The organism is Streptomyces sp. NPDC091209 (assembly GCF_044757755.1).
Lineage (GTDB): Bacteria > Actinomycetota > Actinomycetes > Streptomycetales > Streptomycetaceae > Streptomyces.
Genome location: NZ_JBIVVR010000001.1, coordinates 1076440 through 1103337, shown reverse-complemented (window position 1 = coordinate 1103337; position 26898 = coordinate 1076440). Strand labels below are relative to the sequence as shown.

At 68.9% G+C, this 26898-nt stretch carries 20 protein-coding genes and 2 tRNA genes; 18 read left to right on the top strand and 4 right to left on the bottom strand.

Annotation, left to right across the window (positions count from 1 at the left end; translation table 11 throughout):
- The first annotated feature begins 69 nt into the window (after positions 1-69).
- On the top strand, positions 70-525 hold the full coding sequence (locus ACIQRL_RS04815; RefSeq protein WP_401327006.1) for an HD domain-containing protein: 456 nt from the start codon (positions 70-72) through the stop codon (positions 523-525).
- Between the two features lie 153 nt (positions 526-678).
- Here ACIQRL_RS04815 and ACIQRL_RS04810 read toward each other — a convergent pair whose 3' ends face one another.
- Entirely contained in the window at positions 679-1863 is a 1185-nt protein-coding gene (locus ACIQRL_RS04810) for an acyltransferase family protein (protein ID WP_401327003.1), read from the bottom strand.
- Between the two features lie 645 nt (positions 1864-2508).
- Here ACIQRL_RS04810 and ACIQRL_RS04805 point away from each other — a divergent pair.
- A complete protein-coding gene (locus ACIQRL_RS04805; RefSeq protein WP_037618829.1) occupies positions 2509-2703 on the top strand; it encodes a hypothetical protein in 195 nt (64 codons plus the stop codon).
- Positions 2704-2937: 234 nt separating this feature from the next.
- On the opposite strand, the gene ACIQRL_RS04800 is transcribed toward ACIQRL_RS04805, so the two are convergent.
- Together ACIQRL_RS04800 and ACIQRL_RS04795 are read right to left on the bottom strand one after the other, a co-directional pair.
- The gene (locus ACIQRL_RS04800) at positions 2938-3471 is read right to left on the bottom strand and encodes a hypothetical protein (RefSeq protein ID WP_401327000.1); all 534 of its coding nucleotides are present in this window, start codon (positions 3469-3471) and stop codon (positions 2938-2940) included.
- Positions 3472-3647: 176 nt separating this feature from the next.
- Positions 3648-3721: transfer RNA gene (locus ACIQRL_RS04795), tRNA-Gly, on the bottom strand.
- 151 nt (positions 3722-3872) lie between these two features.
- Between ACIQRL_RS04795 and ACIQRL_RS04790 the strand changes: the two genes are divergently transcribed.
- From ACIQRL_RS04790 to clpX, 5 genes are all read left to right on the top strand, one after another.
- Positions 3873-3949: transfer RNA gene (locus tag ACIQRL_RS04790), tRNA-Pro, on the top strand.
- Positions 3950-4148: 199 nt separating this feature from the next.
- Entirely contained in the window at positions 4149-5552 is a 1404-nt protein-coding gene (tig, locus tag ACIQRL_RS04785) for a trigger factor (RefSeq protein WP_401326998.1), read from the top strand.
- 415 nt (positions 5553-5967) lie between these two features.
- The gene (locus tag ACIQRL_RS04780) at positions 5968-6573 is read left to right on the top strand and encodes an ATP-dependent Clp protease proteolytic subunit (RefSeq protein WP_060897745.1); all 606 of its coding nucleotides are present in this window, start codon (positions 5968-5970) and stop codon (positions 6571-6573) included.
- Between the two features lie 116 nt (positions 6574-6689).
- Positions 6690-7370 carry an ATP-dependent Clp protease proteolytic subunit gene (locus ACIQRL_RS04775; RefSeq protein WP_266758730.1) on the top strand — a complete coding sequence of 227 codons (681 nt, stop codon included), beginning with the start codon at positions 6690-6692 and terminating at the stop codon, positions 7368-7370.
- A 160-nt stretch (positions 7371-7530) separates the two neighbouring features.
- Entirely contained in the window at positions 7531-8817 is a 1287-nt protein-coding gene (clpX, locus tag ACIQRL_RS04770) for an ATP-dependent Clp protease ATP-binding subunit ClpX (RefSeq protein ID WP_261708796.1), read from the top strand.
- A 130-nt stretch (positions 8818-8947) separates the two neighbouring features.
- On the opposite strand, the gene ACIQRL_RS04765 is transcribed toward clpX, so the two are convergent.
- A complete protein-coding gene (locus tag ACIQRL_RS04765) occupies positions 8948-9925 on the bottom strand; it encodes a hypothetical protein (RefSeq protein WP_401326995.1) in 978 nt (325 codons plus the stop codon).
- Positions 9926-10061: 136 nt separating this feature from the next.
- On the opposite strand from ACIQRL_RS04765, the gene ACIQRL_RS04760 reads away from it, so the two are divergent.
- From ACIQRL_RS04760 to ACIQRL_RS04710, 11 genes are all read left to right on the top strand, one after another.
- Positions 10062-12713: a valine--tRNA ligase gene (locus ACIQRL_RS04760; protein WP_401326992.1), complete on the top strand. Its 2652-nt coding sequence runs from the start codon at positions 10062-10064 to the stop codon at positions 12711-12713.
- A 337-nt stretch (positions 12714-13050) separates the two neighbouring features.
- A complete protein-coding gene (locus tag ACIQRL_RS04755; protein WP_401326990.1) occupies positions 13051-14625 on the top strand; it encodes a bifunctional folylpolyglutamate synthase/dihydrofolate synthase in 1575 nt (524 codons plus the stop codon).
- A 5-nt stretch (positions 14626-14630) separates the two neighbouring features.
- A complete protein-coding gene (locus ACIQRL_RS04750) occupies positions 14631-15008 on the top strand; it encodes a DUF4233 domain-containing protein (protein ID WP_401326987.1) in 378 nt (125 codons plus the stop codon).
- Between the two features lie 397 nt (positions 15009-15405).
- Positions 15406-15819, top strand: coding sequence for a nucleoside-diphosphate kinase (gene ndk, locus ACIQRL_RS04745; RefSeq protein WP_057615965.1), 414 nt, complete (start codon positions 15406-15408; stop codon positions 15817-15819).
- Between the two features lie 439 nt (positions 15820-16258).
- Positions 16259-17278, top strand: coding sequence for a rod shape-determining protein (locus ACIQRL_RS04740; protein WP_355851969.1), 1020 nt, complete (start codon positions 16259-16261; stop codon positions 17276-17278).
- Positions 17279-17487: 209 nt separating this feature from the next.
- Positions 17488-18426, top strand: coding sequence for a rod shape-determining protein MreC (gene mreC, locus ACIQRL_RS04735; protein ID WP_401326983.1), 939 nt, complete (start codon positions 17488-17490; stop codon positions 18424-18426).
- Between the two features lie 18 nt (positions 18427-18444).
- Complete coding sequence (mreD, locus tag ACIQRL_RS04730) at positions 18445-19119, top strand: rod shape-determining protein MreD (RefSeq protein WP_401326981.1); 675 nt, start codon at positions 18445-18447, stop codon at positions 19117-19119.
- 196 nt (positions 19120-19315) lie between these two features.
- Entirely contained in the window at positions 19316-21574 is a 2259-nt protein-coding gene (gene mrdA / locus ACIQRL_RS04725; protein ID WP_401326979.1) for a penicillin-binding protein 2, read from the top strand.
- A 34-nt stretch (positions 21575-21608) separates the two neighbouring features.
- Positions 21609-22805: a rod shape-determining protein RodA gene (gene rodA, locus ACIQRL_RS04720; protein WP_401326977.1), complete on the top strand. Its 1197-nt coding sequence runs from the start codon at positions 21609-21611 to the stop codon at positions 22803-22805.
- A 142-nt stretch (positions 22806-22947) separates the two neighbouring features.
- Complete coding sequence (locus ACIQRL_RS04715) at positions 22948-24459, top strand: CHAD domain-containing protein (protein ID WP_401326974.1); 1512 nt, start codon at positions 22948-22950, stop codon at positions 24457-24459.
- A 209-nt stretch (positions 24460-24668) separates the two neighbouring features.
- Complete coding sequence (locus ACIQRL_RS04710) at positions 24669-26633, top strand: TIGR03960 family B12-binding radical SAM protein (protein ID WP_401326971.1); 1965 nt, start codon at positions 24669-24671, stop codon at positions 26631-26633.
- The last annotated feature ends 265 nt before the right edge of the window (positions 26634-26898 follow it).

The following is a 26898-nucleotide window of genomic DNA, read 5'->3' as shown; positions in this document are numbered from 1 at the left end:
CGCGTCCGGCAATGCGATTGTTTCCGGCAACGCGGCGGCAGCGGCCCGTACCGAGGAGACACTGATCGCGTGACGCAACCTCTCCTGACCCTGGCCGAAGTCGAGGCGCTCGCCCGCACGGCGCACGCCGCCCAGACCGACAAGGCCGGCCGGCCGTACACCGAGCACCTCCAAGCCGTGGCGGACGGCGTCCGCGAGCGCGGCGGCGACGACGACCAGATAGCGGCGGCCTGGCTGCACGACGCCGTCGAGGACGACGCCCTCTCCGAGGACTGGCTGAACGAAGCCGCCCTGACCCCTCGTACGAAGGACATCGTGCTGGCGCTCACCAAACAGGACGGCGAGTCCCCGGAGTCGTACGCGCGACGCATCCGCACCACCCGGGGCGCCCTGCTGGTCAAGGCGTCCGACCTGGCCCACAACGCGGACCCGGGCCGCCTCGCGGTCCTCGACGAGCACACCCGGGCCCGCCTGACGAAGAAGTACGCGACGATGCGGACCCTGCTGGGGCTGCCGCCGAGCTGAACGCCGGCGTTTTTCGCCCCCCTTCGCCGTCGTCCGTGTGAGCCCGCGCCGAAAAGGGCGGGCCCGGAGTCTCCGGGCCCGCCCTCTTCCTGTGCCGACCGGGTTTCGTACGCCGATCGGGCAGGTTGCGCTCGGCCGGTCGCGCGCGGCCGGTTACGCGGTGGCCCTCGCCCGCTCCCGGGCGACTTCCGCCGCGTCGCGCTTGAACGCCCACGCCATGTCCGGCTCCATCGCGAAGCGGAAGATCCGCTGGACGGGCCGGGTGCACAGGGCGGTGACGAGCACGGCCGCGCCGAGCGTCACGAGGATCTCGCCGAGCGGCTTGTGCAGCCACCCGTGGTCGAACCAGCCCCCGTACTGGGACGCCTTGAGGACGAAGCCGTGCAGCAGATAGCCGTACAGCGTGCCCGCGCCGAGCGCCGTGAACCAGAACGCGCGCCGCGGCACCCAGGCGAAGAAGCACGCGGTGAGCACCAGGGAGCAGCTGTACAGCGCGAGCATCATGAGGACACCCGTCCACCAGGGGACGCCCAGTTCCTGCGCGCTGTCGCGGTGGAAGAACCAGGAGCCGTTCATCCGGGGCACCGCCCAGTAGCCGACGACCAGCGCCGCGGCGACGATCGGCACCGACAGGATGCGCACCTCGCGGCGGCGCACGAGCTGGAAGTGCTCGGGCTTCATGAACAGGCCGAGGACGAAGAACGGCAGGAACTGCAGGACTCGCTGGAGGTCCAGGTCATCACCGATCTGCGGTGAGACGGACGCGAGCAGGGCGATGCACAGGGCCAGCGGAATCGGCCAGCGGACGAGCTTCCACAGGGGGGTCGTCAGCCGCCAGACGAACAGCGCGATCAGGAACCAGGTGAGGTAGTAGGGGTCGAGCAGGCTGATCGCCTGGTTCGAGTAGCCCCCGACCCAGCGGTTGAAGAGGGAGTACGCCGTCTCGAACAGGACATACGGCACGACGATGCCGGTGACCAGCCGCTTCAGCCGGTCGGGGCGCATGTCGAAGCCGCGCGAGAAGTAGCCGGAGATGATGATGAAGGCCGGCATGTGGAAGGCGTACACGATCGTGTAAGCCGTTTCCAGGATGCGGCTCTGGCCCTTCAGCGGCTCCCACGAGTGACCCATGGCCACGAGCAGGATCGCCAGGTACTTGGCGTTGTCGAAGAAGGCGTCGCGCTGCTTGGCGGGCGGGCCGCCCGGTGCTGCGGCACCGGCCGCCGCGGCGGTCCGGGGCGAGCGCGGGCTCGGCACTCCGTCCGCGGGCCGCTGCGCCGGCGGGAGTGGAGATCTGTGTGATCCGTCGTTGCCGAGGGGTCGGAGCGAGTTGGTCACAGGCTCTCCCACCAAGAATTCCGGGGGACGATCCTGGACCGCGCTGCGCGTACGGGGGGAGTGGCGGCGTGGAACATTTGAGGCACCCTAGCGTCGTCTGTGCGTTCTCGTGAAACGTCCGAACGCATTCCTGCTTATCGTCTGCGGCTACCCCGGATTCGGAGATGTGTGCCTGCCGATCCGCAAGTGCTTCCGCATATCGATTCGCTTACCGGTGACGGGTGTTCTGTCCTGCTTCATGCCGACTAAGTAGTGCATAACGCCCGCGGGCGACTCTGGCGTTATGTCCGGTTAGATGGATTTTGGACGACCGGGTTCGTGCTTGCGGTGTACTTGTGACAACAATTCGAATTGCCTGCGAACAGGATGTGTGGACACGGCAACGGTCCCGCTGAATTCCCTGGGCGGCCGCATCCTTGAATTGCGGTGCGGGGCTGCGTGGTTGACCTGTTTCAGGGGGTCGGGAGAAGGTGGTGCCGCGCTGTCCCGGTGGGTTCTCGGACCGATCCGGGGTCTGCCTCTGGCCAACGATGCGTCACCTGTCGCATACGAGCGGCCAGTTGGTGGCACGATGGTTCTGGCGGGGGTGTGCGGGGCTGCACCTCCGGGCCGGGAGAGCGGACCGACCGTAGGGTGTGATCAGTTGTGGCCATTTCGCTGTCAGTGGTGCTGCTGTTGGCGATCATCCTCGTGGTGCTGATCCGAGGAGGATCGATCAAAGCGGGACCTGCCATCGTCGCGGTGCTCTTCGGCTTCTTCCTCGCGTCGACCGGCATGGCTCCGTCCATCAACCGGTTCCTCGACTCGATAGCGCAGACCATCAACTCGATCAGCTTCTGAACGGGACACGGCGAAAGGCGCCCGCACCGGCTCACGGACGAGCCCGGGACACGCGGCGCGCCCTCCGCCGGGCGCACGCCGCCGACTCCGCACGCCGGTCACGGACCCCACTGCGCCCGAAACTCCGCGCCCGAAGGGGCGGCCGTCATGACGAAGGTCCGCCCCGACGCCCGCGCACTGCTGCCTGCCAGGCCGACGGCCGTCGTGTGAGGCCGGGGCCGGCCCCGGCCGGTCCTAGCGGTAGTCCTCCGGGTGGCCCTGCATCCAGGTGTTGATCCTGTCCCGCGTTCCGGTGAGCAGGGCCTGGTGCTTCTCGAGGTTCGCGAACGACTTGTCGCCGCCCAGTTCGGCCCGCAGCTTCGCGATCCACGCGAGCGGTTCCTTGAAGTGTCCAGGGCCCTGGGGGTCGGCTCTCATCGACTCGTCGAGGCTGCCGAGTTCATCGCGCACCCGCCCCAGGAAGTACTCGCAGTTGCCCGGAGTCGTGCACCCGTCGTTGTAGGTGGCCTGAAGCCGCGCGAACACATCGCGGACCTTCTCGACTCCCGGTGTCGGTTCCGCCGTGACGTCCGGTGTCGTTTCGGCCGCGCTCGGGGCGGCCGGCGCCTCGGCCGCGGAGGCCGATGCCGTCTTGCGGGCATCGCGGACGGACGGTGCCGCATCGCTCGAAGCCGTGCCCGGCGTGCCGGAGCAGGAGAGCAGCAATGACGCCAGGGCCACGACGAGCGTGGGGGCGCCGAGAGTGTGCCGTGCGCGTGAATTGATCATGCCGCGTAGGACTTCTCGGGGGACTCACTGGTTGCACCACCTGACGGAACCGCGGCGCGTTCCCCCGGGTGGGGGCGCACGGCCGGGCACGCGGCGGGCACGGAGGGCTGATCGGGGCCCCGGAAACGACTAGGGCCAGGCGGAGGAATGAACCTCCGGCCTGGCCCTACGTCATCTGGAGCGGGCGACGGGAATCGAACCCGCGTAGCTAGTTTGGAAGACTAGTGCTCTACCATTGAGCTACGCCCGCACAGGGTGCGCCGCAGGTCAGCGACCGCGGCACAGAATGCATCGTAGCGGGTCGACCGCCCACATCGCACACCCCGTTCCCGCCCGCGTCGGCGCTCACGAAATGCGGCAGCCGTGCTGCCTGCGGGCATGTACCCTACGTGTCGCACCGACGGGGTGTGGCGCAGCTTGGTAGCGCGTCCGCTTTGGGAGCGGAAGGCCGTGGGTTCAAATCCCGCCACCCCGACCACCGGCAGGACCCGCAGGGATCCGCCCGGATCAAGATCACCTTTTGGGGCGTGTACCGCCTGCGGTTACTATGCAAGCTGCGTGCCCGTATGTCTGCAGTGTTACGTCTCTCAAGGGCCGCGAATCCGCCCAGGCTCTGCCCGACCGGCAGCAGCACGCAGCAGAACCCCCCAAGAAGTCAGCCACAAGGAGACCGAACCGTGAAGAGCGCCGTGGAGACCCTGAACCCGACTCGGGTTCGGCTCACTGTCGAGGTGCCCTTCGAGGAGCTCAAGGACAGCCTCGACGCGGCGTACAAGAAGATCAACCAGCAGGTCACGGTGAAGGGGTTCCGGAAGGGCAAGATCCCGGCGCGCATCATCGACCAGCGGTTCGGTCGCGGCGCCGTGCTCGAAGAGGCCGTCAACGACGCGCTCCCGAAGTTCTACACCGAAGCGGTCAACGAGGCTGAGCTGAATGTCCTCGGACAGCCTGAGGTCGACATCACCGAGCTGAAGGACGGCGAGACGCTGAACTTCACCGCCGAGGTCGACGTCCGCCCGGCCATCGAGATCCCGGACTACTCCGGCATCGAGGTCGAGGTCGACGCCATCGAGGTCAGCGACGAGGACGTCGAGAAGGCCGTCACCGACCTGCGCGAGCGCTTCGCCTCGACCTCCCCGGTCGAGCGCGCCGCCCAGGACGACGACGTCGTCACCCTCGACCTCGAGGCCAAGGTCGACGGAGAGATCCTGGAGGACGGCGTCGCCAGCGGCGTCTCGTACACCATCGGCTCCGGCGAGCTGCTCGACGGCATCGACGAGGCCGTGAAGGGCCTGGAGGCCGGTGGCGAGACCACCTTCACCTCCGAGCTCAAGGGCGGCTCCGCCGCCGGCAAGGAGGCCGAGGTCACCGTCAAGGTCACCCAGGTCGCCGCCCGTGAACTGCCCGAGCTGGACGACGAGTTCGCGCAGCTCGCCTCCGAGTTCGACACCCTCGACGAGCTCAAGGCGGACAGCCGCAAGCGCCTCGAGAACATGAAGCAGTACGACCAGGCCACGCAGGCCCAGGAGCGCGTCCTGGAGAAGCTGCTCGAGCTGGTCGAGGTGCCCGTCCCCGAGAAGCTGCTCGAGGACGAGATCAACACCCGTAAGCACAACCTCGAGCACCACCAGCTCGGCCAGATGGGCCTCGACCTCGCGAAGTACCTGGAGATCCAGGGCAAGACCGAGGAAGAGTTCGACGCCGAGACCAAGGAAGCCGCGGTCAAGGGCATCAAGACGCAGTTCGTCCTGGACGAGCTCGTCAACAAGGAGAAGCTGAACGTCAACCAGGAGGAGCTCACCGAGCACCTCATGCGGCGCGCGGCCTCCTCCGGCATGTCCCCCGACCAGTTTGCCCAGGCCGTCGTCGAGGGCGGCCAGGTCCCGATGCTCGTCGGCGAGGTCGCCCGCGGCAAGGCCCTCGCGGTCGTCGTCGAGGCCGCCACGGTCAAGGACACCAACGGCGAGGTCGTCGACCTCGACGACGAGGAGGACGAGACGGCCGCGGCCGCCGACGACTCCGAGGCCACCGAGGGTGCCGCCGAGGCCGAGGCCGAGGTCGAGGAGACCCCCGAGGCCTGATCACCTCATTTGCCACGCCTGACGGGGCCCCCGGGAACTTGTTCCCGGGGGCCCGTCGGCTGTTCAGGGGGCGGGGAACCGCGCGAGCAACCCCCACCGCGCCGCAGCCGCGCTCCTGGCCCCCGGCGCCCCGACGGGTGCGGCTTTCCGAGGGTGCGCGCCGCCGACCCGCACCCGTGAAACAGGGCGCCCGGAACCCTGGTGAGACCAGCGCAGCGCATGCGCTCACAGCGAACAGTTCCCTCTGCGGGATTCCCCGGAGGGACCCGCGCGTTAGGGTCCATGAATACGAGGGCAGGGGAGTCTCCGGACGCCGTCGAGAGGCGGCGCGGAACCCGGGGTCCCAGGCCCTGCAGAAGACGTGAGACGGCCCGGCGCCGTCGCAAGACGAGCAGGTGGATACGTGACGAATCTGATGCCCACAGCTGCCGGCGACCCTATCGGTGGTGGCCTCGGCGACCAGGTCTACAACCGACTGCTCGGCGAGCGGATCATCTTCCTCGGCCAGGCGGTCGACGATGACATCGCCAACAAGATCACGGCGCAGCTGCTGCTCCTTGCCTCCGACCCGGACAAGGACATCTACCTTTACATCAACAGCCCCGGCGGATCGATCACGGCCGGCATGGCGATCTACGACACCATGCAGTACATCAAGAACGACGTGGTGACGATCGCCATGGGCATGGCGGCCTCGATGGGCCAGTTCCTGCTCAGCGCCGGTACCCCCGGCAAGCGCTTCGCGCTGCCGAACGCCGAGATCCTGATCCACCAGCCCTCCGCGGGTCTCGCGGGCTCCGCGTCGGACATCAAGATCCACGCCGAGCGGCTGCTGCACACCAAGAAGCGGATGGCGGAGCTGACCTCCTTCCACACCGGTCAGACCGTCGAGCAGATCACTCGTGACTCGGACCGCGACCGCTGGTTCGACCCGATCGAGGCCAAGGAGTACGGCCTCATCGACGACATCATGCCCACCGCTGCCGGAATGCCGGGCGGCGGCGGCACCGGGGCGGCGTAAGCCCCTCCAGCGCCCCCGAGGGCGACGCGGGGCTCCTTGCCGCCCCCCGGTGGCCCCGGGCCCCCCGCGTGCCCTCAGCCGACCGCTCAGCCCTTTCAGGTTTTTCAGGAGACACAGTGAACGACTTCCCCGGCAGCGGCCTCTTCGCCCGCACGCAGGCCGAGTACACCGGTCCTCGCGCGGAGTCCCGCTACGTCATCCCGCGCTTCGTCGAGCGCACCTCGCAGGGCGTGCGTGAGTACGACCCGTACGCGAAGCTGTTCGAGGAGCGCGTGATCTTCCTCGGCGTGCAGATCGACGACGCCTCCGCCAACGACGTCATGGCGCAGCTGCTGTGCCTGGAGTCGATGGACCCCGACCGTGACATCTCGGTCTACATCAACAGCCCCGGTGGCTCGTTCACGGCCCTCACGGCCATTTACGACACGATGCAGTTCGTGAAGCCGGACATCCAGACGGTCTGCATGGGCCAGGCCGCCTCGGCCGCCGCGATCCTGCTGGCCGCCGGCACCCCCGGCAAGCGCATGGCACTTCCGAACGCCCGTGTGCTGATCCACCAGCCGTACAGCGAGACCGGCCGCGGCCAGGTCTCGGACCTGGAAATCGCCGCGAACGAAATCCTCCGGATGCGGGCTCAGCTGGAAGACATGCTGGCCAAGCACTCCACCACGCCGATCGAGAAGATCCGCGAGGACATCGAGCGCGACAAGATCCTCACGGCCGAGGACGCCCTGGCGTACGGCCTGATCGACCAGATCATTTCCACCCGGAAAATGAACAACTCCGCGGTCGTGTGACGTATCGCTGTATCGTCTGCGGCTCCTTGGCACGGTTCACGACAAAGTGAACCGTGCCAAGGGGGGCCCGGACGAGGGGCTCGGCAAGGTACCGTCGGACATAAGGCAGCACCAGGAGCCGCTGGACCTAGGCGTCTCCCAGGCGAAGGGGAAGCACACCGTGGCACGCATCGGTGACGGCGGCGATCTGCTCAAGTGCTCGTTCTGTGGCAAGAGCCAGAAGCAGGTCAAGAAGCTCATCGCAGGCCCCGGTGTGTACATCTGCGACGAGTGCATCGATCTCTGCAACGAGATCATCGAGGAAGAACTCGCGGAGACGAGCGAGGTGCGCTGGGAGGAACTCCCCAAGCCCCGCGAGATCTACGAGTTCCTCGAGGGCTATGTGGTCGGTCAGGAGTCGGCCAAGAAGGCCCTCTCCGTCGCGGTGTACAACCACTACAAGCGCGTCCAGGCCGGTGAGAACAGCGCGGGCCAGAACCGCGAGGACGCCATCGAGTTGGCGAAGTCCAACATCCTCCTGCTGGGCCCCACGGGCTCCGGCAAGACGCTCCTCGCGCAGACTCTCGCGCGCATGCTGAACGTTCCGTTCGCCATCGCCGACGCGACGGCTCTGACGGAGGCGGGATACGTCGGCGAGGACGTCGAGAACATCCTGCTGAAGCTGATCCAGGCCGCCGACTACGACGTCAAGAAGGCCGAGACCGGGATCATCTACATCGACGAGATCGACAAGGTGGCTCGTAAGAGCGAGAACCCGTCGATCACGCGCGACGTGTCCGGCGAGGGCGTCCAGCAGGCCCTGCTCAAGATCCTCGAGGGCACGACGGCCTCGGTGCCGCCGCAGGGCGGACGCAAGCACCCGCACCAGGAGTTCATCCAGATCGACACGACGAACGTCCTGTTCATCGTGGGCGGCGCCTTCGCGGGCCTGGAGAAGCTCATCGAGTCCCGGGCCGGCGCGAAGGGCATCGGCTTCGGCGCGACGATCCGCTCGAAGCGCGAGCTGGAGTCCAAGGACCAGTTCGAGGCCGTCATGCCGGAGGACCTGGTCAAGTTCGGCATGATCCCCGAGTTCATCGGGCGTCTCCCGGTCATCACCTCGGTCCACAACCTGGACCGCGAGGCTCTCCTGCAGATCCTGGTCGAGCCGCGCAACGCCCTGGTGAAGCAGTACCAGCGCCTCTTCGAACTCGACGGTGTGGAGCTGGACTTCGAGCGCGAGGCCCTGGAGGCCATCGCCGACCAGGCCATCCTCCGCCAGACCGGCGCCCGAGGCCTGCGCGCCATCATGGAGGAAGTCCTCCAGGCCGTGATGTACGAGGTCCCGTCCCGCAAGGACGTCGCCCGCGTGGTCATCACCGCCGACGTGGTCCTGCGCAACGTCAACCCGACCCTGATCCCGCGCGACGCGCGGGGCCGCGGGCCGGGGGAGCAGAAGACGGCGTAGGCGACGCACTGACGAAGAAGGGGCGCCCGGCGAACAATCGCCGGGCGCCCCTTGTCTGTTGCGTTCGCTGCTCTCCGCGGTGGCCCCCACCCGTCAGGATCCGTCCGTCCCATCACCAGGACGGCCGGCGTCAGGAGACCTTGACCCGGACGTCCTTGCGGAGCTTCGCGGCGATGTCGGCCGCGGCCTCGGGGGTGCTGCCCTTGCCGGCCAGCATGCTCGCGTAGTCGAACGGCATCACGAGACCGATCGTGCTGTGGTCGCCCCAGATGCAGACCGGCAACGTGAACGAGCCGGGGCCGCCGGAAGTCGACGAGTCGTTCTTGATTTTGATTTCCTGGCACTTGAGGACGGCACCGTCGAGCGCGCTCGGCGTGTACGCCTTCGGGCTGCCGACGAACGAGCCGTCCTTGGCGCCGTCCTTCTGCTGGCTCGCCTTCATCCCGGCGAACATGTTGTCGACGGTCTTCTCCGGGTCGTCGATGGTTCCCCAGACACCGCCGAACGTGACCTGCTTCATCGAGAGCGGGTTGCTCTTGTCGCCCGACTGGTAGGTCGCGTTGGCGTCCTTGGGGTTCTTCACACCCCAGCTCTGAGCGTCCTTCAGGTCGTTCTTGGTCATGCCGCCACCGCTGTCGGCGGCGTCGGTGGACTTCTTGTACGCGCCGCCGAGGACCGTCGCCGGGGTCGTCAGCTTGTGGGGGCCGTCGTCGGCGACGGAGCTTCCGCTCTTGCTCCCGCCGAGGAGGAGGGCGGCCCCGACCGCGATGGCCGCCACCACGGCGACGCCGGCGACTATCAGGCCCGTCCGCTTCTTGCCGCCGGACGGCTCGGGCGGCAACGGGACCGTGCCGTAGGGAGGCTGCTGGCCGTACGGGGGCTGCTGCCCGTAGGCGGGCTGCTGGCCGTACGGAGGGGTCTGCGGGGGGCCCTGGGGAGCCTGCTGGGGGTAGCCGTAGCCGGGCGTGGGGGGAGCCTGGGGCGGGTAGCCGTAGCCGGGCTGCGGGGCCTGCGGCGGCTGGCCGTACGGGCCGGGCTGACCCGGCTGACCGTACGGTCCGGGCTGCTCGGGCTGCCCGCCGTACGGGCCCGGCTGGTTGTAGCTCATTCCTGGGTTCCCCTCCAGATACTTATGTGTTCCGAACATCCTGGCGTACAGGTCAGGCCCCCAAGCCCCCGGGGACCGCACCGTTACGAAGTAATCCCGTTTCGGGACAGGGGCGTGACGCCTCTAAACTGATCCCGTGACCGAAAACGCTCAGCAGCAGCCACCAGAGCCCAACGCCGAACTGCCGACCCAGTACGCGCCGGCCGATGTAGAGGGGCCGCTGTACGAGCGCTGGGTGGAGCGCGGCTACTTCGAGGCGGACGCGAAGAGCGACAAGCCTCCGTTCACGGTCGTCATCCCGCCGCCGAACGTCACCGGCAGCCTGCACCTCGGACACGCCTTCGAGCACACCCTCATCGACGCCCTCACCCGCCGTAAGCGCATGCAGGGTTTCGAGACGCTGTGGCAGCCCGGCATGGACCACGCCGGCATCGCCACGCAGAACGTCGTCGAGCGGGAGCTCGGCAAGGAGGGCAAGTCGCGGCACGACCTCGGCCGGGAGGCGTTCGTCGAGCGCGTCTGGCAGTGGAAGGACGAGTCCGGCGGGCAGATCTCCGGGCAGATGCGCCGCCTCGGCGACGGCGTCGCCTGGTCGCGTGAGCGCTTCACCATGGACGAGGGTCTCTCCCAGTCCGTCCAGACCATCTTCAAGAAGCTCTACGACGACGAGCTGATCTACCGCGCCGAGCGCATCATCAACTGGTGCCCGCGCTGCCTCACCGCCATCTCGGACATCGAGGTCGAGTACCAGGACGACGAGGGCGAACTGGTCTCCATGAAGTACGGGGAGGGGGACGACTCCATCGTCGTCGCCACCACCCGTGCCGAGACCATGCTCGGTGACACCGCCGTCGCCGTTCACCCGGGCGACGAGCGGTACAAGCACCTCGTCGGCAAGCTCATCCGGCTGCCGCTGACCGAGCGTTACATCCCGGTCGTCGCGGACGAGCACGTCGACCCCGAGTTCGGCACCGGCGCCGTCAAGGTGACGCCCGCCCATGACCCGAACGACTTCGAGATCGGGCAGCGCCACAACCTGCCCAACATCGCCGTCATGGACGAGCACGCGGTCATCACGGTCCCGGGTCCCTTCCAGGGCCTGGACCGTCTCGAGGCCCGTTCCGCCATCGTCGCCGCCCTGCGCGCCGACGGCCGGATCGTCGCCGAGAAGCGTCCGTACAGCCACTCCGTCGGCCACTGTTCGCGCTGCAAGACCACCATCGAGCCGCGCCTTTCCATGCAGTGGTGGGTCAAGGTCGGTCCGCTGGCGAAGGCCGCGGGCGACGCCGTCCGCGACGGCCGCGTCAAGATCCACCCGCAGGAGATGGAGAAGCGGTACTTCGACTGGGTCGACAACCTCCACGACTGGTGCATCTCACGGCAGTTGTGGTGGGGTCACCGGATTCCGGTCTGGTACGGGCCGAACGGCGAGATCGTCTGCGTCGGTCCCGACGACGAGGCGCCGACGGGCGAGGGCTGGCACCAGGACACCGACGTCCTCGACACCTGGTTCTCCTCCGGCCTGTGGCCGTTCTCCACGCTCGGCTGGCCCGAACAGACCGAGAGCCTCGCGAAGTTCTACCCGAACTCCGTCCTGGTCACCGGCTACGACATCCTCTTCTTCTGGGTCGCCCGGATGATGATGTTCGGCCTGTACGCGATGGACGGCACCCCGCCGTTCCACACCATCGCCCTGCACGGCATGGTCCGCGACCAGTTCGGCAAGAAGATGTCCAAGTCCTTCGGGAACGCGGTCAATCCGCTGGACTGGATGGACAAGTACGGCAGTGACGCACTGCGCTTCACTCTCGCGCGCGGCGCCAACCCCGGTGTCGACGTGCCGATCGGCGAGGACTGGGTCCAGGGCTCACGCAACTTCGCCAACAAGATCTGGAACGCCACCCGCTTCGCGCTGATGAACGGCGCGACGGTCGAGGGCGAACTCCCGCCCGCCGATGAGCTGTCGGCCACCGACCGCTGGATCCTGTCGCGACTGAACGCCACGGTCGCCGAAGTCGACGCCCTGTACGACGACTTCCAGTTCGCCAAGCTGTCGGACGCGCTGTTCCACTTCGCGTGGGACGAGGTCTTCGACTGGTACGTCGAGCTGTCCAAGACGACGTTCATGGCCGGCGGCGAGCCCGCGAAGGTCTCCGGCCGGGTCCTCGGCGAGGTCCTGGACGTGACGCTGCGGCTGCTGCACCCGATCGTCCCGTTCGTCACGGAGACCCTCTGGACCACCCTCACGGGTGGCGAGTCGGTCGTCATCGCGGACTGGCCGAAGGCCGTTTCGGTCCCCGGCGCCGACGCGGCGGGCGGCTTCCGAGACACCGCCGCCGAGCAGGAGATCGAGAAGCTCCAGCAGGTCATCACGGAGGTCCGCCGCTTCCGTGCCGACCAGGGCCTCCAGCCGGGCCAGCGGGTCCCGGCCCGGCTGACCCTCGACGGGACCGCGCTGGCCCCGCACGAGGCGGCCATCCGCCAGCTGCTGCGTCTCCAGCCGGAGGGCGAGAGCTTCTCGGCCACGGCGACGCTGCCGGTGGCCGGTGCCACGGTCGCGCTCGACCTGTCGGGCACGATCGACATCGCCGCCGAGCGCAAGCGGCTGGCCAAGGACCTCGCCGCCGCCGAGAAGGAGAAGGCCCAGGCCAACGCCAAGCTCGGCAACGAGGCGTTCCTCGCCAAGGCCCCGGACAACGTCGTGGACAAGATCCGCGGCCGGCTCGCCAAGGCGGACGAGGACATCGCCCGTATCCAGGAGCAGCTGAACCGGCTGCCCGAGGCGTAGCCGCTCGCCCCTGCGCAAACGAAGGCCCCCGGAACCATCCAGTCCCGGGGGCCTTCCGCCGTGACGGCCAGGCCTTCTTCGCCCCTCCGCTCCCACCCGTCCCGTACCCGGGGCGCTGCCCCCGGGCCCCCGCTCCTCAATCGCCGGAGGGGCTGAACTTTTCCCGGACGGCGCTGGAAAGTTCCAGCCCGTCCGGCGCTTGAGGACGAGGCCGTAGGCCGAAGCGGGGGTCCGGGGCGGCAGCCCCAGGTACGGGACGGGTAGGGGCGGAGGGGGCGAAAAACCCCATGCGGCCCCACACGCCCCCACACCCCCGCCGCCTCCGTAGACTGGCCCCGTGAGCGACCTCCCCCCGCACGACAGCAGCGCGTCCGACGACTCGGAGCGTGATCCGCTCGGTCTCTTCGAGGAGATCGTCGAGGCCGAGACCGACCTTCCCCAAGGTCTCGACTCCGCTCGACCAGGGGAGACCCCAACCCCCGACCTCGCGGTCATCGCGGCCGGCAGCCGCACCCTGCGCACCCAGGGCGGCGGCGAGCCGCAGGCCGACGTACCCGGGCGGCCCTCCGACCCCGAGGTCGACAAGGCGTTGCGCGAGGTGGAGGCCGAGCTCGCCACCCGCTGGGGCGAGACCAAGCTGGAGCCCTCCGTCAGCCGGATCGCGGCGCTGATGGACGTCCTCGGGGAGCCGCAGCGGGCGTACCCCTCGATCCACATCACGGGCACGAACGGCAAGACCTCCACCGCCCGCATGATCGAGGCGCTGCTCGGAGCCTTCGACCTGCGGACCGGGCGCTACACCAGCCCTCACGTCCAGTCGGTCACCGAGCGGATCAGCCTGGACGGGGCGCCGGTCTCCGCCGAGCGGTTCGTCGAGACGTACAACGACATCAAGCCCTACGTCGAGATGATCGACGGGCAGCAGGAGTACCGGCTGTCGTTCTTCGAGGTGCTCACCGGCATGGCGTACGCCGCCTTCGCCGACGCGCCCGTGGACGTCGCCGTCGTCGAGGTCGGCATGGGCGGCAGCTGGGACGCCACCAACGTGATCGACGGGGACGTCGCCGTCGTGACCCCCATCGACCTCGACCACACCGACCGGCTCGGCGAGACGCCCGGCGAGATCGCCACCGAGAAGGCCGGCATCGTCAAGCAGGACGCCACCGTCATCCTGGCCCAGCAGCCGGTCGACGCGGCCCAGGTGCTGCTGAAGAAGGCCGTCGAGGTCGACGCGACGGTGGCCCGCGAGGGCCTCGAATTCGGTGTCGTGGCACGGCAGATCGCCGTCGGCGGGCAGCTCCTCACCCTGCGCGGCCTCGGCGGCGAGTACGAAGAGGTCTTCCTGCCGCTGCACGGCGCCTACCAGGCGCACAACGCGGCCGTGGCGCTCGCCGCGGTCGAGGCGTTCTTCGGCGTCGGCTCGGCACACACCCAGCGGCTCGACATCGACACCGTGCGCAAGGCGTTCGCCTCGGTCACCTCGCCGGGCCGCCTGGAGATCGTGCGGCGCTCGCCCACCGTCGTGCTCGACGCCGCGCACAACCCGGCGGGCGCCCGCGCGACCGCCGAGGCGGTGAGCGAGGTGTTCGACTTCAGCCGGCTGATCGGGGTCGTCGGCGCGAGCGGCGACAAGAACGTGCGGGGGCTGCTCGAGGCCTTCGAGCCGATCTTCGCCGAGGTCGTCGTCACGCAGAACTCCAGCCATCGCGCGATGGACGCGGACGAACTGGCCGGGATCGCCGTCGAGGTCTTCGGCGAGGACCGGGTCCAGGTCGAACCGCGGCTGGACGACGCCCTGGAGGCCGCGATCACCCTCGCCGAGGAAGAGGGCGAGTTCGCGGGCGGCGGCGTGCTGGTCACCGGATCCGTCATCACGGTCGGCGAGGTCCGACTGCTCCTGGGGAGGGGCTGACTCTCGTGCGTACGCTCTGTGCTTCCACTCTGATCGGCGAGTTCTTCGTCATCGGCTTCGCCGGGCTCGTCGCCATGAAGGAACCCGATCTGTCCACGGCCACGGTCTGGACGGTCTGCGGGATCCTCATGGCGCTGAGCGTGCTGCTGTGCGGCATGATCACGCGGCCCGGCGGTGTCCAGCTCGGCTGGGCGCTGCAGATCCTGCTCATCGCCGGCGGCTTCGTCGTTCCGTCGATGTTCGTCCTGGGTGTGGCCTTCGCCGTCCTGTGGTGGGCCTCGGTCCACTACGGCCGAAAGATCGACGAGGCCAAGGCCAGGTTCGCCGCGCAGGCGCAGTCCCAGCCCTCGGCCCAGGCCGAGCCGGACGGCACCCCGGCATAGCCGTGCGCGCCGCGTGCCGGCCCCGCGCGAACGGGCCGCAGGCGCACGCCGGACGGACCCGGAGGAGCCTCCGAGGCGCGTACTCCGGCCCGGCGCCGAAGCCGGGCTCGGGGCTTGTGTCGGGGTCACGTTCGGGCCGGGTGTCGAAGTCGGCCTCGGTTTCGGGGGCAGGCTCGGCCCCGGTGTCGAAGTCGGCTTCGGTTCAAGGCCAGGCTCTGGTGACGGAGTCCGGCTCGGGCCCGTGTCGGGGGCTTGCGCCGGCCCCGTGCGGCGCCAGGGCGTGCGGCTCCGGCGGACGAGAGGGTGTGCCGGTATCACCTGACGCTGTGTGACAGTCACCCGGACACGCCCTGTAGCCTCGGTCATCCGCACAAGTGTGACCCGAAGGAGCCATCCCGTGAGCCAGCGCACCCTCGTCCTTCTCAAGCCCGACGCCGTCCGTCGCGGCCTGACCGGCGAGATCATCAGCCGTATCGAGCGCAAGGCCGGCTGGCAGATCACCGCGCTGGAGCTGCGGACCCTGGACCAGGACACGCTGGAGCAGCACTACGGCGAGCACAAGGGCAAGCCCTTCTACGAGCCGTTGGTGGAGTTCATGGCCTCCGGCCCGGTCGTGGCGCTGATCGTCGAGGGCGAGCGGGTCATCGAGGGCGTGCGCGCCCTGGCCGGCCCGACCGACCCGATCGCCGCCGCCCCCGGTTCGATCCGCGGCGACTACGGTGTGATCGTCCGCGAGAACCTGATCCACGCCTCCGACTCCGAGGAGTCCGCCGAGCGCGAGGTGAAGATCTTCTTCCCCGGCCGCGCCTGAACGTACGGACGTCCGTCCCCGCGTGCGCGCCCCCGCACACGCACAGTCACGGAGTCGCCTACGGACGGTCGCGTCCGAGGTCGCGGGCGGCCTCGGCGAGGTCACCCGGACGGCCTTCGGAGCGCGCCGGTAAGTACACCGAAAAGATATTTTCTGAGACGGCGTCAGCGTCGTTCTGACAGTCTGACCTGGGACGGCCGTGAAAAATCCGGCCGTCCCGTGGCATATGCGCTCTGATCGAGGGAACGCGTGACCCCGATGGACCGTCTCCACAAGCGAGTCGGTCCGCCATCTGCTGACAATGGCGAAGACCCTCGCGCAGTGTTCGTGCAGGCGCGTCTACGATGGAAGCGTTCACGTCGCTGCACCAACCTCGCCGTCCTAAAAAGCCGTCAAAGCTCCACTTGGGAAGGCCAGACGAATCCTGATGGGGAACTCAATGTCGTTCATCGGCCGTGACATGGCTGTCGACCTCGGGACCGCCAACACGCTGGTGTACGTCAGGGGTCGAGGGATCGTACTCAACGAGCCGTCCGTCGTCGCGATCAACACCAACACCGGCGGGATCCTCGCGGTGGGCGCGGAAGCCAAGAAGATGATCGGGCGGACGCCGGGCAACATCGTTGCCGTGCGCCCGCTGAAGGACGGCGTCATCGCCGACTTCGAGATCACCGAGCGCATGCTCCGCTACTTCATCCTGAAGATCCACAAGCGACGTTACCTCGCGCGCCCCCGTGTCGTGGTCTGCGTGCCCTCCGGCATCACGGGCGTCGAGCGCCGTGCCGTCATCGAGGCGTCGTCCCAGGCCGGCGCCCGTCAGGTGCACATCATCGAGGAGCCCATGGCCGCGGCCATCGGCGCCGGCCTGCCGGTCCACGAGGCCACGGGCAACATGGTGGTGGACATCGGCGGCGGCACCACGGAGGTCGCGGTCATCTCGCTCGGCGGCATCGTCACCGCCCAGTCCATCCGCGTCGCGGGTGACGAGCTGGACAACGCGATCATCCAGTACATCAAGAAGGAGTACAGCCTCCTCCTCGGTGAGCGGACGGCCGAGCAGATCAAGATCACGATCGGTTCGGCGTACGACCTCGACACCGAGGAGCACACCGAAATCCGCGGCCGGGACCTGGTGTCCGGTCTGCCCAAGACGGTCGTCATCTCCGCGTCGGAGGTCCGCAAGGCGATCGAGGAGCCGGTCAACGCCATTGTCGACGCCGTGAAGACGACGCTCGACAAGTGCCCGCCCGAGCTCTCCGGCGACGTGATGGACCGCGGAATCGTTCTGACCGGCGGCGGAGCCCTGCTGCGCGGCCTGGACGAGCGACTGCGCCGTGAGACCGGCATGCCGATCCACATCGCGGAGGACCCGCTGGACAGCGTGGCGCTCGGCTCCGGCAAGTGTGTCGAGGAGTTCGAGGCGCTCCAGCAGGTTCTGGACGCCCAGCCGCGCAGATGAAGTAACACTTCGATTCCGCCGTACGAGATCACCCCTTCTCGTGCGGCGGATCGTTGGTATGGAGGCATAAACTCCTGCGACATAAGAGTCAAAACCTCCCCATGACAGCTCCCCCGCCACACCCCAGCCTCATCGCACCGTGGGCCTCCTTTTCGCCCAGGGTGCGCCCCTGTTGACCCAACACGACGAGGAAGGCACGGCCGCCGCACGTGAGGGACACACGAGAGAGCCGGCTGCTCCTGGTGCTGCTGATCGCCATCGCGTTCGCACTGATCACGGTGGACATCCGCGGCGGGCAGGACTCACCGGTCGACGGTGCCCGCCAGGCCGCCGCGACGGTCTTCGGCCCGATCGAGAACGGGGTGTCGTCCGCGGTCGACCCCGTCGGCAACGCGATCTCCGCGGTCCGCGACTCGGGCGGACGGCATGATCGCATCGCCCAACTGGAGCACGACAACGCGGCGTTGAAGGCGAGGCTCGGCAGCAACGACCGCAACCGCAGCCGCCTCAAGCAGCTCGACAAGATGATCAAGGTGGCGGGCGAGGGCCAGTACGGCATCAAGGGCGCCGAGGTGATCGCCATAGGGGCGGCCCAGGGCTTCTCCTGGACCGTCACCATCGACGTCGGCGCCAACGACGGCATCCAGCGCGACATGACCGTCCTGAACGGCGACGGACTGGTCGGCCGGGTCACCACCGTCGGCCCGGACACCGCGACCGTCCTGCTCGCCAACGACCCCGACTTCACCGTCGGCACGCGCATGGAGTCGACCGACGAACTCGGCTTCGCCTCCGGCCAGGGCGACCGCCCGCTGCGCGTCGAACTCCTCAACGCCAAGGCGAAGATCAAGAAGGGCGACCGGCTGGTCACCTTCGGCTCGCAGGCCGACAAGCCGTTCGTGCCCGGCGTGCCCGTCGGTGTCGTCTCCCGGGTCGACCCGTCCGGCGGCGACCTGACCCGCACGATCTACGTGACACCGTTCGTCTCGTTCACCCGGCTCGACATCGTCGGTGTCGTCGTCGCGGCACCCAAGAGCGACCCGCGCGACACCGTGCTGCCACCGAAACCCCGACCGACGCCCACGCCGACCGTGACCGTGACGGTCACCCCCTCGGCGAGCGCCCCCGTCCTCGGCCAGCAGCAGTAGCAGGAGGAGCCGAATCCCATGCGTTTCAACCGGATGCTGCTCTCCGTCACCCTGGTGGTCGTCGCCCTGGTGATCCAGGTGAGCGTTCTTGCCCGACTTCATCTCCCGGGCGCCGTCCCGGACCTGGTGCTGCTGACCGTGCTCGCCCTCGCCCTGGTCTACGGCCATGTCGGCGGCGCGCTCATCGGCTTCGGCGCCGGTCTGCTCTCCGACCTCGCACCGCCGGCCGACCACGCCGCCGGGCGCTACGCCCTGGTGCTCTGTGTCATCGGCTATCTCGCCGGCCTGGCCAAACCGGACAACGGCCGCCTCAAATCGGCGACCGGACCGATGGCCGTGGTCGTCGCCGCCGCGATCGGCTCCACCCTGCTGTACGCGAGTGTCGGCGCCCTCGTCGGCGACACCGCAGCGCGCCATGTCGGGCTCGGCAGTCTGCTCCTCACGGCGGCCGTCTACGACCTGCTGCTCGCGCCCTTCGTCGTCCCGGTGCTGATGGCGCTGGCCCGGCGCGCCGAGAACGATCCGCTCGCCGACGGCGGTTCGGCGTCCAAGGCGGCCGACGTCGCGTCGGGCTGGCTGTCCTCCGGCGGCACCGGTCTGCGCATCGGCAGCCAGCGCGGCGGTCTGCGAGCGAAGGCGGCCAAGGCGCGGGTCGCCCGCGCCGGACGCATCAAGGGGGTCAAGCGGCTGTGACGACAGCGACGAGCGCCGTCCGGCCGACGGCTCAAGCGCCGCACGGATCGCGGGACTTGACCGACGGCGGTGTCAGGGCGCACAGGTTCGCCGTGTACTCGTATGACTCGTACGCACACTGAGAGGGGGAGGCAGCACCAGTGACCAACGCCCACCCGTCGCCCACCACCACCCTTCCAGCGGATGGGCTGCGCCCATGACCAACATCCCCGAGACCGGTCGGACCCCACGGGTCCAGATCCGGCTCGTCGTCATCCAGATTCTCGTACTCTCCCTCCTCGGCACCCTCGGCGGACGCCTCTGGTTCCTCCAGATCCGCAACGGCGACCAGTACGCCAAGGAAGCGTCCGGCAACCACGTCCAGCAGGTCGTCCAGCCCGCCGTACGGGGCTCGATCCTGGACGCGCGGGGCGTTCCGATCGCCGACAACGAGACCCGGCTCGTGGTCTCCGCCTCGCGCACCGACCTGCTGAAGATGGCGGACGACGGGAAGGCCGTCCTCACCAAGCTCGCCGGCGTGCTGGGCCTCAAGGCCGCGGACGTCATCCAGAAGGTCCGCCTCTGCGACGCCAGGACGCCGCAGCCCTGCTGGAACGGCTCGCCCTACCAGCCGATCCCCATCACCGACAAGGCCACCCCGCGCCAGGCCCTGCAGATCCGTGAGCGCTCCGAGGACTTCCCCGGCATCACCGCCGAGCCGGAGGCGGTCCGCCGCTACGCGGCCCCCGGCAAGGCCAACTCCGCGCAGGTGCTCGGCTACCTCTCGCCCGTCACCGACGACGAGATCACCAAGGCCAAGGACACCGACTCGCCCTACCTGCGCTCCGACCAGGTCGGCCGCTCCGGCCTGGAGCGCGAGTACGACAAGGCGCTGCGCGGCAAGGCCGGTGTCACCCGCTACGAGGTCGACAACCTCGGCCGCGTCATCGGCAAGGCCAAGAGCGACAAGGCCGAGCCCGGCGCCAACCTCGTCACCAGCATCGACGCCCGCGTCCAGCGCGTGGCCGAATACGAACTGAACGACGCGATGAAGGTCGCCCGGACCCAGTTCGACAAGATCACCGGCGAGAACTACAAGGCCGACTCGGGCGCGGTCGTGGTGATGGAGGCCAAGACCGGCCGAGTCGTCGCCATGGCCTCCCAGCCGACGTACGACCCGAACGCCTGGGTCGGCGGCATCTCCGGCAAGGACTACACCGCGCTCACCGGCAAGAAGTCCAACTACCCGCTGCTGAACCGGGCCACCCAGGGCCAGTCGGCGCCCGGTTCGACGTTCAAGGTGGTCTCCACCGCCGCCGCGGTCCAGGCCGGATACGCCTTCGACGGGCACTACCCGTGCACCAGCTCGTACTCCGTCGGCAGCCAGGTCTTCAAGAACTTCGAGGGAGAGAGCTTCGGCCCGATCTCGCTCGGCCGGGCGCTGGAGGTCTCCTGCGACACCGTCTTCTACGGACTCGCCGACAACGAGTGGAAGAAGGACGGCGGCATCAACCCGAAGAAGACCCCCAAGGACTTCTTCTACAAGACGGCCCACCAGTTCGGACTCGGCCAGGAGACCGGCATCGACCTCCCCAACGAGGTCACCGGCCGCGTCCCGGACCGCAAGTGGAAGCTGAACTACTGGAAGGCCAACAAGGACGCCTGGTGCAAGAACGGCAAGAAGGGCGGCACCTACGTCCAGCGGATCGAGTACGAGAACTGCCTCGAAGGCAACAAGATGCGCGAGGGCGACTCGATCAACTACTCCATCGGACAGGGTGACACCCTCGTCACCCCGGTCCAGGAAGCCGCCATCTACTCCGCGGTCTCCAACGGAGGCACCCTGTACGCCCCGACCATCGGCAAGGCGATCGTCAGCGCCGACGGCAAGAGCGTCCAGGAGATCAAGCCGAAGGTGAACGGCAAGCTGCCGGTCAGCAAGGCGACCCTCAAGGGCATGAACGAGGCCTTCGCGGGTGTCGTCACCCGGGGTACCGCCGCCTGGAAGTTCGGCGGCTGGCCGCAGGACAAGATCCCGCTGCACGCCAAGACCGGTACCGCCGAGGTCTACGGCAAGCAGACGACGTCCTGGCTCGCCACATACTCCAAGGACTACACGATCATCATGACGATCTCCCAGGCCGGTACGGGTTCGGGAGCGTCCGGTGAGGCCGTGCGCAAGATCTACAACGCCCTCTACGGAGTCTCCGCCGACGGAGCCATCGACAAGAAGGCCGCCCTCCTGCCGACCCCGCAGAAGAGCCTGCCGAAGATCCAGACCGACGGCTCGATCGACGCCCCGGCCATCTCCAAGGACCCGGCGAAGGACCAGCAGGCCAGCCAGGCCCCCAAGAACGGCACCACCGACCCGAACCTGCCCGCCGGCACCACCGCCTCACCCAGCGCCGGCAACCGCGTCACCCGAAGGCGGACGGCCCACCCGCCCAAGAGGCGGGGGAAGAGGATCCTGACATGACGACGGCGGCGACCAAGGTGCTGAGGATCCTGACATGACCGGAGCCAACAACTTCTCCGTCTCCGGGTACGGACCCGAGCGCGCGGGCTGGACCCGTCTGCTCGCCCGCGACTCGCTCGCCCGCCGGCTCGACTGGCCGATACTGCTGTCGGCCGTCGCGCTCTCGCTGATCGGCTCGGCCCTCGTCTACTCGGCGACCCGCAACCGCACCGAGATCAACCAGGGCGACCCGTACTACTTCCTCATCCGCCATCTGATGAACACCGGCATCGGCATCGGCCTGATGATCGGCACGATCTGGCTCGGCCACCGCACCCTGCGCACGGCCGTGCCGATCCTGTACGGCTTCTCGGTCTTCATGATCCTGCTGGTCCTGACCCCGCTCGGCGCGACGATCAACGGCCAGCGCAACTGGCTCGTCGCGGGCGGTCTCTCGCTCCAGCCCGCCGAGTTCATCAAGATCACGATCATCCTGGGCATGGCGATGCTGCTCGCCTCACGGGTGGACGCGGGCGACAAGCCGTACCCCGACCACCGCACGGTGGTACAGGCACTGGGCCTCGCCGCCGTTCCGATGATGATCGTGATGCTCATGCCCGACCTCGGCACCATCATGGTCGCGGTCGTGATCGTGCTCGGTGTGCTGCTCTCCTCCGGCGCCTCCAACCGCTGGGTGTTCGGCCTCATCGGCGCGGGCGCCCTCGGGGCCGTCGCCGCCTGGCGGCTGCACGTCCTCGACGAGTACCAGATCAACCGCTTCGCGGCCTTCGCCAACCCCGACCTCGACCCGGCCGGCGTCGGCTACAACACCAACCAGGCCCGTATCGCCATCGGCTCCGGCGGCCTCTTCGGCACCGGCCTCGGCCACGGCTCGCAGACGACCGGCCAGTTCGTGCCCGAGCAGCAGACGGACTTCGTCTTCACGGTCGCCGGCGAGGAACTGGGCTTCGTGGGCGCGGGCCTGATCCTGCTCCTCCTCGGCGTGGTCCTGTGGCGCGCCTGCCGCATCGCCCGCGAGACGACCGAGCTCTACGGCACGATCGTCGCCGCCGGGATCATCGCCTGGTTCGCCTTCCAGGCCTTCGAGAACATCGGCATGACCCTGGGGATCATGCCGGTCGCCGGTCTGCCCCTCCCGTTCGTGTCCTATGGGGGATCCTCCATGTTCGCGGTCTGGGTGGCGATCGGCCTCCTGCAGTCGATCAGAGTGCAACGCCCGATGTCCGCCTAGGACCGCCTTGGAGCGCCGATGGCCGGGTGCCGCCTCGGAGAACACGAGGTGACACCCGGCCCAACGGGAAAAGACGGCCTCCGGCCAAGCCGGGGCCGATCGGGTACTGCCCACGGCCCGCAAACGCGTCTAGATTCGGGTCATGGCGGACACGAAGCGCGAGATCGAGCGTAAGTACGAAGGTTCCGCGGCCGAAGGCGACACCGACCTGCCGGACCTGAGCGGCGTCCCCGGAGTCGCGGGCGTCGTCGACAAGGGCGTCGCCGAACTCGACGCGACCTACTACGACACACCCGACCAGCGCCTCGCCGCCGCCTCCCTCACCCTGCGCCGCCGCACCGGTGGCTCCGACGCGGGCTGGCACCTCAAGCTCCCCGTCTCCGAGGGCGTACGCGACGAGATCCAGGCCCCCCTCTCCGACACCGTGCCCCGCGCACTGTCCGGCCTCGTCCGCTCCCGCGTGCGCGAAGCCGAGCTCGTCCCCCTCGTACGCCTGCGGTCGGCCCGCGACATCCGCCACCTCGTCGACGGCTCCGGCGCCCTGCTCGCCGAGGTCAGCCTCGACCGGGTCCGCGCGGAGCGGCTCAGCGGCGGCAAGGGCACCGCCGTATGGACCGAGATCGAGGTGGAACTCGCGGACGACGGCGACCCCGCCTTCCTCGACAAGGTCGAGAAGAAACTCCGCAGAGCCGGCCTGAACCGCTCCGCCTCCCCCTCCAAACTGGCGAAGGCGCTGGGCGAGACCGGGAAGCGCGCCAAGAAGCCCGCCCCCGAGAAGGATCCGGTCACCGCGGGCGACCACGTCCTCGCCTACCTCCGTGCCCAGTACGACGCCATGGTCGAACTCGATCCGGCCGTCCGCCGCGACGTCCACGACTCCGTGCACAGCATGCGCGTCGCCACCCGCCGGATGCGCAGCACCTTCCGCTCGTACGGGAAGATCCTCGACCGCGCCGTCACCGACCCGATCGGCGACGAGCTGAAATGGCTGGCAGGCGAGCTCGGCGTCGACCGCGACCAGGAAGTCCTCACCGAGCGGCTCACCGAGGCCCTCGGCCATCTGCCCCGCACCCTGCTCTCCGGACCCGTCCGCACCCGGCTGCGCACCTGGGCGCACGCCCGCCACGGCGGCTCCCGGCGCCGCCTGATCGCCGTCCTGGACGGAAAGCGCTATATGGCGCTGCTGACCGCGGTCGACGCGCTCGTGAGCGACCCGCCCCTGCTCAAGGCGGCCGCGGGCGACCCCGCGAAGGTGATCGCGACAGCCGTCCGCAAGGACTTCGGCAAGGTCTCCGACCTCGTCGTCCAGGCCCTCGACCGCCCGCCGGGCGCCGACCGCGACCACGCGATGCACGAGGCCCGTAAGAAGGCCAAGCGCACCCGCTACGCCGCCGAGGCCGCCGCCCCCGCCCTGGGCGGACCGGCCGCCGGCCTGGTCAAGTCGATGAAGTCCCTGCAAAGCCTGCTCGGCGACCACCAGGACAGCGTGATGACCCGCGAGGCCTTGCGGGAACTCTCGGCGCTGGCGCACGCGGCGGGGGAGAGCTCGTTCACCTACGGGGTGCTCTACGGCCGCGAGGAACAGCGCGCGGCGGTGGCCGAGGCGGCGCTCCCGGGAGCCTGGGAGGCGATCGAGGCACAGGCGGCGGTCTGACGGGTCCGACAGGTCTACAGGTCCGACACGTCCGGCAGGTTCCACGGGTCCGACAGGCACTGACGGGCACTGACGGGGCTCATGGGGCCGACGGGGCTGCCGTGGGCCGGGAGGCGGCCGGGGCCCGATGTCCGTCCGGCGGTGCGGCGGGTGGCTCCGGTCGCGTTACGCTAGATGGTCACCCCCATCAGCTCACGAAGGTTCGCGAGATGCCTGCCGAAACCGCCGTGTCGGTCTTCCCACAGCTCGAAGCTCTGCTCCCGCATGTGCAGAAGCCGATCCAGTACGTCGGCGGAGAGCTCAATTCCACGGTCAAGCCCTGGGACGCCTGTGACGTCCGCTGGGCGCTCATGTACCCCGACGCCTACGAGGTCGGCCTGCCCAACCAGGGCGTCATGATCCTCTACGAGGTACTGAACGAGCGCGAGGGCGTCCTCGCCGAGCGCACCTACAGCGTCTGGCCGGACCTCGAAGCGCTGATGCGCGAGCACCGGGTCCCCCAGTTCACGGTGGACAGCCACCGCCCGGTGAAGGCCTTCGACGTGTTCGGCCTGTCCTTCTCCACGGAGCTGGGCTACACGAACATGCTGACCGCCCTCGACCTGGCGGGTATCCCGCTGGAGTCCAAGGACCGCACGCTCGACGACCCGATCGTGCTGGCCGGCGGTCACGCGGCCTTCAACCCCGAGCCGATCGCCGACTTCATCGACGCGGCGATCATCGGCGACGGCGAGCAGGCCGTGCTCGACATGACGGAGATCATCCGCGCCTGGAAGGCGGAGGGCCGCCCCGGAGGCCGCGAAGAGGTCCTCTTCCGCCTGGCGAAGACGGGCAACGTCTACATCCCGGCCTTCTACGACGTCGAGTACCTCCCCGACGGCCGGATCGCCCGCGTGGTCCCGAACAAGTCGGGCGTCCCGTGGCGCGTGTCCAAGCACACCGTCATGGACCTCGACGAGTGGCCGTACCCCAAGCAGCCCCTGGTGCCCCTCGCGGAGACCGTCCACGAGCGCATGTCGGTGGAGATCTTCCGCGGCTGTACGCGCGGCTGCCGCTTCTGCCAGGCGGGCATGATCACCCGCCCGGTGCGCGAGCGCTCCATCACGGGCATCGGCGAGATGGTGGAGAAGGGCCTCAAGGCGACGGGCTTCGAGGAGGTCGGCCTGCTCTCGCTGTCCTCCGCGGACCACTCGGAGATCGGCGACATCGCCAAGGGCCTGGCCGACCGGTACGAAGAGGACAAGATCGGCCTCTCCCTGCCCTCCACCCGCGTGGACGCCTTCAACGTCGACCTGGCCAACGAGCTGACCCGCAACGGCCGGCGCTCGGGCCTGACGTTCGCCCCCGAGGGCGGCTCCGAGCGCATGCGCAAGGTCATCAACAAGATGGTCTCCGAAGAGGACCTCATCCGGACCGTCTCCACCGCCTACGGCAACGGCTGGCGCCAGGTGAAGCTGTACTTCATGTGCGGCCTGCCGACGGAGACGGACGACGACGTCATGCAGATCGCCGACATGGCGATGAACGTGATCGCCGAGGGCCGCAAGGTCTCCGGCCAGAACGACATCCGCTGCACGGTGTCCATCGGCGGCTTCGTCCCCAAGCCCCACACCCCCTTCCAGTGGGCGCCGCAGCTCTCCGCAGAGGACACGGACGCCCGCCTCACGAAGCTCCGCGACAAGATCCGCGGCGACAAGAAGTACGGCCGCTCGATCGGCTTCCGCTACCACGACGGCAAGCCCGGCATCGTCGAGGGCCTGCTCAGCCGCGGCGACCGGCGCATCGGTTCCGTCATCCGCGCCGTCTACGAGGACGGCGGCCGCTTCGACGGCTGGCGCGAGCACTTCTCGTACCAGCGCTGGATGCGCTGCGCCGAGAAGACCCTCCCCGACTTCGGCGTGGACGTCGACTGGTACACCACCCGCGAGCGCACCTACGAGGAGGTCCTGCCCTGGGACCACCTCGACTCGGGCCTCGACAAGGACTGGCTCTGGGAGGACTGGCAGGACTCCCTCGACGAAACCGAGGTCGAGGACTGCCGCTGGACCCCGTGCTTCGACTGCGGCGTGTGCCCGCAGATGGACACCAGCATCCAGATCGGCCCGACCGGCAAGAAGCTGCTGCCGCTGACGGTCAAGAACGGGGCGTCGACGCCGAGCGGTCACAGCCACTGATGTGAGCGAGGCACTCGATCGGGTGATCGGGCGTCGGCGGGGTGAGCGATGACGAGGTGGCCACTGCCGTGGCTGCGGTCTGCGGTTCGGTCCCTCGCCCGTCGGCGTCGCTAACGCCCTCTCGGACACCGCTGCCGGGCCTTGAGGCTTCGCAGCACATTGTCTCCGAGGTGGAGTGGGTCCGAGGTCCCTATCGGGCTGTACGTGACTGTGTGGCCGCGAGCCCCCTTTCCTGAACGGGAAGGGGGCTCGCTGGCGTTCGTCG